Annotated in this window: 15 protein-coding genes; 10 read left to right on the top strand and 5 right to left on the bottom strand. The window is 39.8% G+C overall.

Annotated features, from left to right (window positions below; genetic code table 11):
* Entirely contained in the window at window positions 1-1149 is a 1149-nt protein-coding gene (locus MKZ10_RS14935) for a mannitol-1-phosphate 5-dehydrogenase (protein WP_342505730.1), read from the top strand.
* A 154-nt stretch (window positions 1150-1303) separates the two neighbouring features.
* Here MKZ10_RS14935 and MKZ10_RS14930 read toward each other — a convergent pair whose 3' ends face one another.
* Both MKZ10_RS14930 and MKZ10_RS14925 read right to left on the bottom strand, forming a co-directional pair.
* On the bottom strand, window positions 1304-1567 hold the full coding sequence (locus MKZ10_RS14930; protein ID WP_342505729.1) for a DUF3006 domain-containing protein: 264 nt from the start codon (window positions 1565-1567) through the stop codon (window positions 1304-1306).
* Between the two features lie 4 nt (window positions 1568-1571).
* Window positions 1572-2711 carry an MBL fold metallo-hydrolase gene (locus MKZ10_RS14925; RefSeq protein WP_342505728.1) on the bottom strand — a complete coding sequence of 380 codons (1140 nt, stop codon included), beginning with the start codon at window positions 2709-2711 and terminating at the stop codon, window positions 1572-1574.
* A gap of 453 nt (window positions 2712-3164) precedes the next feature.
* Here MKZ10_RS14925 and MKZ10_RS14920 point away from each other — a divergent pair, with 453 nt between their 5' ends.
* The 8 genes from MKZ10_RS14920 (at window position 3165) to MKZ10_RS14885 (ending at window position 10641) form a co-directional block, all read left to right on the top strand.
* Entirely contained in the window at window positions 3165-3887 is a 723-nt protein-coding gene (locus tag MKZ10_RS14920) for an alpha/beta hydrolase (RefSeq protein WP_342505727.1), read from the top strand.
* Between the two features lie 200 nt (window positions 3888-4087).
* The gene (locus MKZ10_RS14915) at window positions 4088-5506 is read left to right on the top strand and encodes an NAD-dependent succinate-semialdehyde dehydrogenase (protein WP_342505726.1); all 1419 of its coding nucleotides are present in this window, start codon (window positions 4088-4090) and stop codon (window positions 5504-5506) included.
* Window positions 5507-5685: 179 nt separating this feature from the next.
* Window positions 5686-7242 carry a spore germination protein gene (locus MKZ10_RS14910; RefSeq protein ID WP_342505725.1) on the top strand — a complete coding sequence of 519 codons (1557 nt, stop codon included), beginning with the start codon at window positions 5686-5688 and terminating at the stop codon, window positions 7240-7242.
* Window positions 7243-8355: a GerAB/ArcD/ProY family transporter gene (locus tag MKZ10_RS14905; protein ID WP_342505724.1), complete on the top strand. Its 1113-nt coding sequence runs from the start codon at window positions 7243-7245 to the stop codon at window positions 8353-8355.
* Entirely contained in the window at window positions 8352-9476 is a 1125-nt protein-coding gene (locus tag MKZ10_RS14900; protein WP_342505723.1) for a Ger(x)C family spore germination protein, read from the top strand. The genes MKZ10_RS14905 and MKZ10_RS14900 overlap by 4 nt, the downstream gene beginning before the upstream one ends.
* Before the next feature lie 98 nt (window positions 9477-9574).
* The gene (locus MKZ10_RS14895; protein ID WP_342505722.1) at window positions 9575-9793 is read left to right on the top strand and encodes a spore coat associated protein CotJA; all 219 of its coding nucleotides are present in this window, start codon (window positions 9575-9577) and stop codon (window positions 9791-9793) included.
* Window positions 9790-10056 carry a spore coat protein CotJB gene (locus MKZ10_RS14890; RefSeq protein WP_342505721.1) on the top strand — a complete coding sequence of 89 codons (267 nt, stop codon included), beginning with the start codon at window positions 9790-9792 and terminating at the stop codon, window positions 10054-10056. Before MKZ10_RS14895 ends, MKZ10_RS14890 begins: the two co-directional genes overlap by 4 nt.
* A gap of 15 nt (window positions 10057-10071) precedes the next feature.
* A complete protein-coding gene (locus MKZ10_RS14885) occupies window positions 10072-10641 on the top strand; it encodes a manganese catalase family protein (RefSeq protein WP_342505720.1) in 570 nt (189 codons plus the stop codon).
* A 91-nt stretch (window positions 10642-10732) separates the two neighbouring features.
* Here the strand turns inward: MKZ10_RS14885 and MKZ10_RS14880 are convergent, their stop codons facing one another.
* Window positions 10733-11515: a formate/nitrite transporter family protein gene (locus MKZ10_RS14880; RefSeq protein ID WP_342505719.1), complete on the bottom strand. Its 783-nt coding sequence runs from the start codon at window positions 11513-11515 to the stop codon at window positions 10733-10735.
* A 292-nt stretch (window positions 11516-11807) separates the two neighbouring features.
* Window positions 11808-12251 (bottom strand): YusW family protein, encoded by a 444-nt coding sequence (locus MKZ10_RS14875; RefSeq protein WP_342505718.1) that lies wholly within the window; start codon window positions 12249-12251, stop codon window positions 11808-11810.
* Window positions 12252-12473: 222 nt separating this feature from the next.
* Between MKZ10_RS14875 and MKZ10_RS14870 the strand changes: the two genes are divergently transcribed.
* Entirely contained in the window at window positions 12474-13433 is a 960-nt protein-coding gene (locus tag MKZ10_RS14870; protein ID WP_342505717.1) for a COX15/CtaA family protein, read from the top strand.
* A 48-nt stretch (window positions 13434-13481) separates the two neighbouring features.
* Here MKZ10_RS14870 and MKZ10_RS14865 read toward each other — a convergent pair whose 3' ends face one another.
* Window positions 13482-13847: a DUF488 family protein gene (locus tag MKZ10_RS14865; protein ID WP_342505716.1), complete on the bottom strand. Its 366-nt coding sequence runs from the start codon at window positions 13845-13847 to the stop codon at window positions 13482-13484.
* Between the last annotated feature and the right edge of the window lie 104 nt (window positions 13848-13951).

Here is a 13951-nt window from a genome sequence, read left to right as displayed (position 1 = left end):
ATGCAGGCAGTTCACTTTGGTGCAGGAAATATTGGAAGAGGCTTTATCGGTAGCTTATTGTACCAATCAGGATTTGAAACTTGTTTTGTGGATGTAAATAGTGAGCTTGTTGATTTGATTAATGACAAAAAAGAGTATCGTGTTCAACTTGCGAATGAGTCGCAGGAAGAATTAGTTGTTAAAAATGTGCGTGCTATTAATAGTGCAACGGATCCGCAGTTAGTTATTGAAGCAATTGTCCAAGCGGACTTTGTATCGGCGGCTGTTGGACCGAATGTGTTGCCTCATATTGCTGTATTGTTGGCAAAGGGGTTGAAAGAACGCCTTGAACAATCAGACAAGCCGTTAACGATTATTGCTTGTGAAAATATGATTGGCGGTAGTGCCTTGCTTATGGAGAAAGTCTATGAGCAATTGATAGATGAGGAAAAAGCCCGATTTGATGAACGTTTTAGTTTCCCAAATGCTGCAGTGGATCGTATTGTTCCAAATCAGGTAAATGAGGATAAGCTTTTGGTCAAGGTCGAACCATTTTACGAATGGGTTGTAGATGAATCTCAGATTAAGGGAGAAAATCCTCCTATTAAAGGGATACTATTTGTTGAGGATTTACAGCCATATATCGAAAGAAAGTTGTACACGGTGAATACGGGTCATTCGATTGTTGCTTACTTAGGTTATAGGGCGGGGAATAATACAATTCATGAGTCGCTTGCTAATGAAGACATCGAAAGCATGACCAAAAAAGCCTTACAAGAAACGGGGAAATTGCTCGTTGCAAAATATGGATTTAATGAGAAAGTACATGATGACTATATTCAAAAAATTATCGGTCGTTTTGCCAATCCATTCATAATTGATGATCCAACACGGGTAGGTCGTTCACCAATTCGTAAACTTCAAGCGAATGATCGACTTGTTGGTCCAGCACAGCAATATGTTGATATGTTCAAGGAGATACCGAAGTATTTAGTCGTCGGCATTGCGGCAGCACTGCGTTACGATTATATGGAGGATCCCGACGCGAAAGTTATACAAGAGGCGATTCAACAACAAAGTCTCCAACAGGCAATTGAAACATTTACCGGATTGAAGCCGGGAACAATGTTGTTCGAGGCGATTGTTGAACAGTATGGATTATTGATGTGAGTAAAAGCCGGAAGATTTTTCTTCCGGCTTTTTGGTGCGAACGTTGTTTAGTTTGAGTAAAACGTTGTTAGGTTTCGCGTTTATGTTGTCTAGTTCGTCGGAAACGTTGTGAACTTCGTGGCAATCGTCGTTACGTTGTGTGAGCACCTGACTTTCAACTACGTTTAAATCTACTAGACTTTCTGGATTTTAATCGTTGCATCCGTTCTTCAACTTCATTCGTAATCGCCTGTGTTTTGTCCACATCTATTTGTATGGAAACAATGTTGTCCTCTTCAATGTCGACAAGCAACCAAGTTCCCACAGTACTATCAGTGGGCAACAAGTCAGCTGGAACATGAAATTGCTGTTGCAGTGCATCAACAAGAATAAGTGCGTCATTCGTATCTGTAAATCGATCGAGATAGCCTGAATACATGCTTTTAGCCTCCTACGCAGGCAAGTCCCTGCGATTTAATATCATGCAAGCGTCCGGGACCCACACCTTTAATGTTGGTGAGTTCATCGACAGTACGATAAGGTCTCAGTTCGATTAATGCCTTTGCGAAGGCGGGTCCGATATGTGTAATTTCTTGAAGTTCTTCTGCATTAGCAGTGTTGATATCCAGACAGGATTTACCAACTGATTGCTGAGATAGTGTTCCTTGTTTTTGTGTCATAACTGTATAAGTTTTACCGTCTGTTTCCACAATAATCGTGCCATGTGTATCTGTGCCATAAAGCGGTACATCACGTTCACTGATTCGATCAACAACTTCAACATCAGGGTGCCCATAGGAGTTATCTACGCCAGCAGAGTAAATCGCAATTTCTGGATTAACAGCTTGTAAGAAATCAGATGTGCTAGATGTATTAGAGCCATGATGTCCAAGATGTAAAATGTTCGCTTGGATGTTTGCGCCGCTAGCGAGGATTGCGTTTTCAGCCAGCTGTTCAGCATCCCCAGTGAACAGGAACGAAATTTCTCCATATTGTAGTCGCATAGCGAGTGAATTATTATTAGTATTGCCTGTTAAAGAATCCGGATGAAGAATAGTTATTTCGAGTGGTCCGATGTCAAAAACATCTCCAACTTCGGGTTCATAATAGTCAATGCTACGCTTTTCGATGGCTTCTAGTGAGTTCGCAAACACCTGAGAAGTCGCAGTTTCTCCATTCATCCACACTTCTGTCACAGAAAAACCCTCAATGATTTTCTCCAACTGCCCAATATGATCGGCATGAGGATGCGTCACCGTAACGATATCAATGTCTTTGATATTTTTCGAATAAAGGTAAGTGACTACATCAGTTGCGTTCCAGTCACCTGTATCAATGAGTAGATTCATGGTTTCATTTTGATCAACGAGCTGCAGTAAGGTTGCATCAGCCTGTCCAACATCTATGTAATGGACTTTCAATGTTGACTGGCTAGTAGCTTGTTGATCCACTTTTTGAATGTCGCTATTATCTATCTCTTTGTCGTCTATCTTAGTTGTAGGTTCGATGCTGTCATGTGAACAACCAGAAAAAATAAGCAAACCAATAACGAGGGTAAGATAGGCGACTATGTTTTTACGCATAATAAATAGTCCTCCTATGTCATGATGTATTTCTTTTATTGTAACAGATAGGGGATAGTATGTTCTATCACTAATCATAATATGATAGAATTGATGGACAACCGAATATTGTGAGGGTGGTAGTTGTCGTGCTTCTTTTCTGTTTAAGGGAAGGAGGTGATAACTATGGAGACATTTTTTGATCTTCTAAAGGAGGTTTTGAGGGAATCATACGTGAAACAAGTGCTTTTCTTTTCCGAAAAAACATTTTGGAAAACAAGAAAACCACCCCGCGCCGTCAGAAGCAAGTGGATGGTTCTCAGGACAAAGAATAAGTTTTGACAACCACCACCCTGATGGTAGAGGTTGGGGGAGAAATGTTAGCGCATTTCTCTCTTTTAGTATATGTCCATTATATATGAAATTATTCAGGAAATCCAGTTAGGGTTTTGGGAGAAGTGGGGGAAAGCATGAATGATTTTACACACAAATATTATCGGTGAAGGCGAACCGATTGTATTTCTTCATTCTGGATTGCAGACGGGGGAAAGTGATTTTATTTATCAATGCGAGCATTTCAGTAAGAATTATAAAGTCATACTTCCTGATTTACGGGGACATGGTAGATCGAATGTTGATCAATTTGATATTGTAAATTTTTTCGAAGACTCTGCGAAGGATTTAAAAGATACGTTAGAGTTTCTTCGAATTGAAAAAACACATATTGTCGGAGGATCTTTAGGTGCGCTTGTTGGTTTGGTTTTCGCAAAGCGATTTCCTGATAGGGTAAGCAGTCTGACATTGTCTGGGATCACTTCGGAAAAACCTCATAATTGGGATGAATTACAGCTTATTGATGCACATATGCAAATGGCTGTTCTTGAAAATAGGGAATCAGTTAATTACTTTAATCAACTGCATCTGTCAAATTGGCAAAGTTTTATAAGGCAGTCACAGGAAGTTGACTGGTATCCGTTTAATGAAACAGGTGATGTCTCAAGTATTCGATGTCCAGCCCTAATAATCGTAGGGGAAGGAATGTGGCATGAAGTGAGTGGGGCTCTTAACTATCGGAAAAAAAATGACCGTTTCCATATGGCGGTCGTGCCATTCGCGGCTCACTTAGTTCATAATGAACAACCAGAGGTATATACAGTAATTTTAGAAAAATTTCTTAAAAGTATTGAACGAGAATGAAAAGAATGTGTTGATAAAGAATGAATAAAAAGCAGTTAGTGAATTTTGTTTATACAGGTGTTGACATTACCGATGATTGTACTGATGAATTTAGGCATACAGGTAGCAATTTTGAGAATGGCAAAACGCAGCCGCCTATGAACAGGGGATTGGAGAAATATTATTTGATTCATAATGAAAATAGTAGGAGTGAGTAAAAATTGAAAACCTATCACATGATCATTAATGGTGAAGAAGTTGGCCATGAGCTGCCCGTTATAGAAGTAAGTAACCCAGCAACAGAGCAAGTATTTGCGACTGTTCCAAGAGGGAGTAGTCAAGAGGCGACTTTGGCTGTCGATGCTGCCTACATGGCATTTGAGGAATGGTCTAGTTTATCGGCCTATGAGCGCAGTGAATTGATTCGCAACTGGTATGATTTGATTAAGCAGAAGACTGAGGATTTGGCGACGACGATGACGCAAGAGCAGGGGAAGCCGCTTTCTGAAGCACGCGGGGAAATCAATTATGCTAATGGGTTTATGGGTTGGTATGCAGAAGAAGGCAAGCGGATTTATGGTGAAATAATACCCGCTACACAGCGGAATAAGCGTCTTTTTGTTCATAAGCAGCCTGTAGGAGTAGCCGCGGTCATTACACCGTGGAATTTTCCGGCGGCAATGATTACGCGGAAAGTGGGGCCAGCGTTAGCGGCGGGGTGCACGGTTGTCATAAAGCCAGCGGGGCAAACACCACTGACGGCTATCAAATTAGTCCAATTGGCTAAGCAGGCGGGTATACCAGATGGAGTCGTTAATATTGTGACGGGGGATTCTAAAAAAATTGGGGAAGCGTGGCTGCAAGATAAACGAGTCCGCAAGCTAACATTTACGGGATCGACGGAAGTCGGTAAGACCTTAATGCAAGGTGCGGCGGAAACGATGAAAAAAGTATCTCTTGAACTAGGTGGACATGCGCCGGCAATTGTGATGGAAGATTGCGATATGGACAAGGCGGTAGCGGGCGTGTTGGCAGCGAAATTCCGCAATGCAGGTCAAACTTGTGTCTGTATTAACCGCGTTTATGTGCACGAATCGATTGCTAAGCAATTTACAGACAAACTTGTGGAAGCAGCAAAGCTGTTGAAGGTCGGTAATGGATTGGATGAAGGCGTGGATATTGGTCCACTTATCAACGCTTCTGCGGTTGAAAAAGTACAGCAGCATGTCGATGATGGACGAAGTAAGGGGGCAGCCGTTAAACTTGGCGGCGCACAAAAAAGCGGTTTATTCTTTGAACCGACGATTATGACGAACATAACGGATGACATGATTTGTATGCAAGAAGAGACATTCGGACCTGTTTTACCAATCAGTACATTTTCGACGGAAGAGGAAGCCATTCAACGAGCGAATGATTCGATTTATGGACTGGCAGCTTATGTATTCACAGAGAACATTACGCGGGGCATTCGAATAACCGAGAAGCTAGAATACGGGATCATCGGCTTGAATGATGGACTCCCATCTACACCACAAGCACCATTCGGAGGTTTTAAACAAAGTGGCCTAGGCCGTGAAGGCGGCCACCAAGGCATTGAGGAGTATGTAGAAGTAAAGTATGTTTCACTTGGTCTATAGCACACAAGAAAACCGATCCAGCTCGTTGGATCGGTTTTTTTTAGACGATTGAATAGTAGTTAGGAACATATTTTTGTCAATGAAAAATGGTATATGGGATACATCAAATTTCAGATGGGAGTATAGATTATCTTTTTTAAGTCAATTTTAGAAACAAAGTTAGTAATGAGGTGAATAGTGTGTTTCGTAAAAGGTTCAATTCGACTTTCACAAAAAAACAGTCTGCAGAAGCAAGTGAAAAGAATAAAGAAATTGAAGGAAAAACGGATAGCGTAGTTCCCCTCTCAAAGAATGATTTCACTCAGATGGTCAGTACTGCCGTTCATCATTCAGCTGATTTGAATATTAAATCAATTCCACCGAATCTAACGCTCACTTATATAGACACTTTAGTGGATGGTGAAGTACTAAAAGATCACATTATCCAGGATTTATTCAAAAGTAAGGATGCCTCACCAGAAAGTATCCTATCGACCCTAACAATCGCTCAGGTCAAGTTATCTTCTAACCTAGATGAGGCGATTACTGCATTGATGGATGGGACCGTACTTATTCATATTGAGGGGTACTCGCAAGTCGTATTAGCAAGTATCCCTACCAATGAATCGCGGGCTTTATCAGCACCAGAAAACGAATCTCAGGTAATTGGTGCACAAGTCGCGTTTAATGAAAGCCTGTCAACGAATGTTTCCTTGATTCGGAGATATATAAAAAATCGGGATCTTTGCAATGAAAGTATAATCGTTGGAGAGCGATCGAAAACAATGATTGCGCTGTTATACGTTAAAGGTATTGCTTCCGATGAAATGGTAAATACGCTTAGGCAGAGGATTACTGATCTCGAGATTGATTCGGTATTGGATAGCTCGATTCTCAATCAACTAATAGACGACAACTCGTTATCTGTTTTTCCGCAAATGTTGCTAACAGAAAGACCAGATAAGCTTTGCGCTGAACTATTGAATGGGAAATTGGGGGTTATCGTAGATGGAAGTTCCTTTGCAATTGTTTGCCCCCACTCATTTATTGAGTTCTTCCAAAGTCAGGAAGATCTCAATCTTCGATGGCAGATTGCTTCATTTGTCCGGTTATTAAGATTCAATGCTGTCGTCCTATCTGTATTTTTAACACCTTTATATGTAGCGGCTTTAACATTTCATTATGAAGTTATTCCGGAAACGCTCTTAGTCACACTAAGTGAATCAAGGGCCTTGGTTCCTTTCCCACCTTTACTAGAGGCATTGCTTATCGAGATTATTATTGAGTTGCTTCGAGAAGCTGGAGTCAGATTACCGACAAAGGTTGGTCAGACCATTGGTATTGTTGGCGGTATCGTTATTGGAACGGCAGCTGTGCAAGCAGGGATTACAAGCAATATTTTAATTATTATTGTTGCTTTAGGGGCATTGTCATCCTTTACAACACCAAGTTACATGATGGGGAATGTTATCAGAATTATTCGGTTCCCGTTAATATTCTTGGCAGGATTTTGGGGCTTTTATGGCATTATGCTGGGGCTTTGTTTTATTTTAATTCATCTTTTGCGCCAAACTAGTTTGGGATCCCCATATACAGCACCTTTTTATCCTCCGCGACTAATTGATTGGCGCGATAGTCTTGTCAGATTCCCACTGCCATTTACATTTAAAAGACCTTCAAATACGAGACCAGAAGATGCGGATAAGTATGAGCCCGAACCTATCAATCCTGAGAAAAATGAACAGAAGGTGAAATGAGTGAAAAGTTCTATACAAATTAGTCCTAAGGATACGATTAACGCTTTTTTGCTTTTTTTCATCATTCAGTCAGCTCAAATTGGTGTTGGGATACATGGTTTTCAACGGATTATATATCAGGATGCCAAGCAAGATGCATGGATTTCTGTGCTTCTTGCAGGTCTCGCCACTCATATCATCGCTTTTTTCATGATTAAAACGTTACAAATGTACGGTTCAAATGATCTATATGGTATTCATCAAGATGTATTTGGTAAATGGATTGGAAACTTTTTTAATATACTTTATATTATCTATTGTTCAGTTGCATTTATTGCAGTGTTGAGAAACTATATTGAAGTCGTTCAAACATGGGTTTTTCCAGATTTGGCCACCTGGTTTTTGGCGGCTTCATTGTTGTTAATCGTAATTTATACGTTTACGGGTGGTCTACGGGTGATTGTGGGCATTTCTTTTTTTAGTACTATTCTCTCCATATGGCTTTTTCCGTTATTGATTTTTCCAGTGAAGTTTATGGAGTTGAGTGACCTTCTGCCTATTTTGGAGGCCAATATGACGGAAATACTAAAAGGTGCAAAGTCTATGACATTTACCGTTATAGGATTTGAAATCATATATGTGATTTATCCTTTTGTAAAAGATAAAGAGAATGCAAAAAAACATATTCATCTTGGTTTGTTCGTAACGACCATGCTTTATCTTGTAATCATGTTGGTGTCTTTATCGTACTTCAGTGGAGAACAATTAACGAAAACGATATGGGCAACTTTGTCTTTATTCAATATTGTACAATTGCCGTTCATAGAACGGGTTGAATATATAGTTGTTTGTTTTTGGATGTTGATTATTTTACCGAATCTCTGTCTATTTATATGGTCTGCTTTTCGTGGAATCAGACGTATGGTAAAGATAAATGCAAATAAATTCGTCTGGATATTTTCATTGATTATCTTCGTTTTAAGTTTAACTTTTAAAACTCGAACACAAATAAATATGTTTAATGATTACTTTGGCAAGGTGGCATTTTATATTATTTTTGTTTACCCCATCTTTTTATACGTAATAGCGGCTATAAAAAAGAAATTCAAATCACATAAGGAGCAAAGTGAATGAGGAAAATTTATTTTTTTATACTACTGCTAGTACTCTGCGTTAGTTTAGTCGGATGTACGGAAACAAAAATCCTTGAAAGGGTGAGCTTAGTTACTTTGGTAGGCTACGACATGGGAAAAGAGGAGAGTGTGGAGACTACAGCTGTTGTTCGCCAGGTGGGGACAGAATTACAAAGTAAAGTTGTAATTATTACGAGTGAAAACGAAACGAGTCAAGGAACACGAGTAAAAGTAAATTATAGGGCAGCCGAAAAATTAATGTCTGGACAATTGAGGGGGACATTGTTTGGTGAAGAGTTTGCTGAAAATGGCATAGGTCATTATATTGACACCCTTATGAAAAATCATACGTTAAGCGAGCGGATGCTTTTGGCAGTGGTGGAGGGTGAGACGAGACCGTTACTTGAATATCAATACCCGGAAATTGATGAAATTGGTGAACATATTTATAAGCTGTTAGATCAGAACATCAAAAGTGAGCAAGTGGTTTCATCAACACTTCATGAAGTAGCTTATGATTATTATTCCATAGGTAGAGACATTGCCTTGCCGATTATAAAAAAGGATGAGGAGCTTGTGGCAATTTCTGGTATTGCTTTATTTAGGAAGGATAAAATGAAAGGTAAACTTCCTATTGAGGATAGTTTTTTCATAAAGCTAAGTCGGAATGATTATCAAAATGGGACACTTGAAATAAAAATTAAAGGGGATGATTTTCCAGCATCATTAATAGAGGGGGACCCCGAAGAAATTTTTTTGGTGTTTGATCCAATCAAAACGCAAAGAGATGTGAAGTTAGTTAACCCGACAACGCCCGAATTTGATGTACATCTTAAAGTACAAGCAAGGTTATTAGAAATAAGACCGGATGTTAATATCGAGAACCCTGAAAAAATGGTGAAATTCGAAAAAGCAATTGGTAAGAAATTAGAGAGTGAAATATCGAGGGTAATTGCCTACTGCCAAGAAATGGATTCAGATGTTTTTGGATACGGTGACCTTTATAGAAGCTCTGTACGTCATTCTGAACTGACAGAAGAGAAATGGCATGAAATGTATAAGGAAATGAAAGTTAACGTTAAGGTTGACTTTAGACTACTTAGAAGTGGTGTCTTTGAATGATCGATATGTAGGTTAATCACTTTCCGAATGATAAAAAAGAGGTTCATTTGAATCAACCAGGCAGTTCTTTCATATGATAGTTCGAGGAGTGATTAAATTTGGAACGTCCAATGTTCCGAGGAAGTTATAAGCCTTATGTTTCGCCACTTGACCCGTGTCCGCCTATTTGGGTGAAGACTTTTGTTTTACCGCCACAAATTTTCATGAATTTTCAGCCACCTGGACTACCGCAAAATTCACCTGAAGAAACGCTACGTCAAGGTACACTTTGGCCTTCGTTGGCAGATGGATTTTCTCGGGAAGAGGGGATTTCATGAATGCGTTTGAAGAAGAAAGGGAAATGATGTTACGCGTACAGCAAGCAGATTTTGTTGTAGTTGAGCTGACCTTGTACACGGATACACACCCCAATGATGCAGAGGCACTCAGTCAGTGGCGTGAAGCAACTAAAGAGGCTGCTCACGTCCGGCGCCAATATGAAAATAGATACGGACCTTTATCTCTCCTATCAGTTCCTACTGAACAAGCGATTGAACTTGGATGGCGCTGGAATTCAACACCTTGGCCATGGCAACGATGAGGAGGGAGATACGCAATGTGGGTTTATGAAAAAAAACTGTTGTACCCTGTTGAGGTAGGTACGTGCAATCCGAAGCTCGCGAGATACATCGCGGAGCAATATGGGGGAGCAGACGGGGAGTTGGCTGCAGCGCTTCGCTATATGAATCAGCGCTATACAGTCCCAAGTAAAGTTATCGGAGTCTTGAATGACATTGCGACCGAGGAATTCTCTCATCTTGAAATGCTGGCGACAATGATTTATAAATTGACGAAAGATGCAACGCCAGAACAGCTGGAAGAAGCGGGGCTTGGCGCACATTTTGTCAACCATGGGCATGCTCTTTTTTATGAAAATGCCGGCGGGGTACCCTTCACTGCAACGTACATTCAGGCGAAAGGGGATCCAATCGCTGATTTGTATGAAGATATCGCAGCCGAAGAGAAAGCGAGGGCGACTTACCAGTGGCTGATCGATATTTCAGATGATCCATTAATCAATGATTCCCTGCGGTTTTTAAGGGAGAGGGAAAATATTCATTCGTTGCGTTTTAGGGAATCAGTTGAACTATTAAAAGATGAGCGAGATCGAAAAAAGATATTTTAATAGGTTATTCTATTTATTCTTTGTTTAAAATAACTTTATCAAATCCCCCCGATTTGCATGTTACTCGGGGGGATTTACTCATCCGCAAATTTCAGGAAGGAATCTTAACTTGTTTGCTAGTATTGCTATACCAATAGGCTGCTCCAATAAATAGAGCACCTCCAATGATATTGCCGATTGTGACGGGTACTAAGTTTGCTGCCAACCCCATCATCGATACTGTTTCGGGGTGGGGAATCATTAGTGAGATAGATAGTAGTGTCATGTTGGCAATACTATGCTCAAAACCAGAAGTGATAAAAGCAAATAAGCACCAAAAAATCATAATTAGTTTTGCAGTTTCATCTTTTAATTTGACAGAGCACCAGGCAGCTAAACAGACAAGAATATTACAAAGAATCCCGCGGACAACTAACTCCATAAATGGCGTATTCATCTTGCTACCAGCTGTAGTTGTGATGAAATCAGCTGTCGCCCCAGATGCTAATCCGGAATAGAAAAATAGCATGGCAACTAGTATGGAACCCGCAAAGTTACCGATATAACTATAGGTCCATACTTTTAATGTGTCGTATCCGGTTGTTTTTTTCATCAAGGTGCCGATGGTCATAATCATATTATTACTCGTGAAAAGATCGGCCCCAGCCATAAGAACAAGACTTAGTGCAACCCCAAATGCCATTCCCATCACAAGTTTTGTACCAGCGAAACCATATGGGATCAGGATTCCGCCAATTGTATAAATTAGAACGACTCCTAACCCAACGAAAAATCCGGCCATCATAGTCACGGTGAAGTATCTAGCTTTACTTGAGTTTAATAAATTAATTTTGGAGACGGCCATATCACTAAATGTCGCGATTGTTTCTTTCATCTCATTTCCCTCCGGCTATTTATCTTCTAAGCTGCAATCAGGAATACTGTTGAATTGGGTTCGGCTACTTCTGTTAGATCGCTTCATTTTTATAATGTGTGAAGAAATTATGAAAAGTTTGTGAAGAGTTTCACATAGGTGCCGAAAAAAAAGAACCGCTCATGTTGTATTCTCCAAAATTATAGCGCAATTATTTAATTACGCTATCCCTAAATATTACAAATTAATGAACAAATAAACAATACACAAGGAGAAATATCCTACTACGATGTTTCTCCTTGTGTATCTATTTTTACTTCGTCATCATCAATTCTTTTGTATCGTGTCCTTTAAATGTCACTTTCAATTTTAGCGTTTTATAATCGAGAACTTCGAATGCCTCTGCAGTTTGTTTAATCAAATCTTCATCATCTGTATCAGGAGTCAGCTCCATTTCCTGAAAGATTTCATCGAGCTTGTCCATTGCCTGATCACCGTGCAAATAAGTGTCCTCTATTTTATTCCCATACATAGCCTCTGTCTTATCGGGCTTTTCCTCAAAGTTAGCAACCACTGCTTCTTTTTTATCCTTCGTATCAATCGCTATATCAAAAGAAGTAAAGCCATATTGTTCACCAATGGATTGTTTTTCGTCATCATCAGGTTTATCCTTAACGGTATTTTTATCGCTACAAGCACTGATGATGAATTGGCAAGCTAGTACGACGATGATTAGCTTCCACCATGTTGTTTTCAACTCGCTCATCCTTTCATTGGATCTTGTTAGTAACCTAACCGATGAAGAAGAAAGTTATACACTAAAGAAAAAACACCAGCCAGGAGCACTTCATTGCAATTCTAAAAATATTTAGAAACTACTTAAAAACTTCATATATGCCACTTATAATTTAAAAGATTATTGGCAATGTTGGAAGTTGGATACTAATTTTGGAAAACTAGTAAAGTAGGGGGAATGAATGTGTCGATTAAGCGATTATCATTTTGGGTAGCAATCATTACTTTTGGTTTAATTGTGTTCGGAGGATATGTGGCTTCGTCGCAATCAGGGTTAGGCTGTGGACCGGAATGGCCTTTGTGTAATGGAGAAGTGATTCCGACTTTGCAAGGAGAAACGCTCATTGAGTTTGCACATCGCGTTATTGGGGCAATTCTTGGTGTTTTGAGCATTATTCTTTTTGCTAAAGTTAAACGTGCGAAGATGAGTAAAGCTGTTAATACAGCAGCTAATTGGATGGTGGCTTTGCTTATTTTTCAAGTGTTACTTGGTGCGATTATTGTATGGTTTCATCTCCCAACATTTATTATTGCGGGTCATTTACTTATAGCGATGCTGTTCTTAGCGTGTGTATTAGTCATATGGCGACGATCGTCGGAACGAATGGTGATCCAGCGTATAGCACTCAGTACTCAGCAACAAAGGAAAATAACTAGGCATATCAAGGTATTATTAGGCCTAGTCCTTGCTATTTTTTTCGTAGGCGCTTATGTGAAACATGATTTTATTGGGACAAGCTGTGGCTGGGTGACATGTGGCGACTCTCTTATACCGAGATCTGGTCCTGAGATTGTCCAAACGACACATCGACTTTTAGGAATTGTGTTAGCCGTTTATAGTATGTTGTTAACGTATTGGTCCTTCGCAAAACGCTGGGGTGCACCATTACAGAAACGGTTTATAACTATTTTAGTGACAGTTGCGCTCCAAGTTATATTGGGTGTTTTAACAATTGTGACAGCAATTGATATTGTTTGGGCAATGCTCCATGTCGCTGTAGGAACATTGTTGTTTGCGGTTATAGCGGAGGCGTCTATTTATATGGCTACTTTGGTGAAGGAGAAGGGAAGATTGGTTCCTTTTTCAACCAAACAGTTGTCGATGAAAAATGGTAAGTCTGGCAGCTATTTAGGACAGCGGTAATAGGAAGGTGCTGGGCTTTTACGTGATGAAAGCACAGCACCTTAGTTGTTACTTTGTTACCCGTTCTAATTCTTCTTTCAGGATAACAGCATGGTTGTGAATGGAATCCTTGGCTGCGAATACGAGTGTTACGGGCATTATGTGCGCTAATCGATGTAGTTCAGCTATTTTGTTTATCTTAATAATATCAGTATGAAGTTCGTTTAGATATTTTTCTCGAAAGTCTAGAAATTTATTTGGATCATGACCAAACCATTGTCGAAGCTCGTTACTAGGCGCAACGCCTTTCGCCCAATCGGCCAAATGCGCAGCATCTTTCGAAATTCCACGTGGCCATAGTCTGTCTATCAATACTCGATAGCCATCCTCTATTGCATAGGGCTCATATATTCTTTTTAAATGAAATCTATCCACGCAATTCGCCACCAATCGTATTTCTACTTACTAGTTTACCTCTAATTCTCGTAAGACTAACACTTATTCATTGGGATGTAGCTATTTTTCATGTAGAATGTATA

The organism is Sporosarcina sp. FSL K6-2383, assembly GCF_038618305.1.
In the GTDB taxonomy this organism is placed as follows: domain Bacteria; phylum Bacillota; class Bacilli; order Bacillales_A; family Planococcaceae; genus Sporosarcina.
Note: the sequence above shows the minus strand (reverse complement) of the source record. Positions and strands in the feature narration are given on the sequence as shown.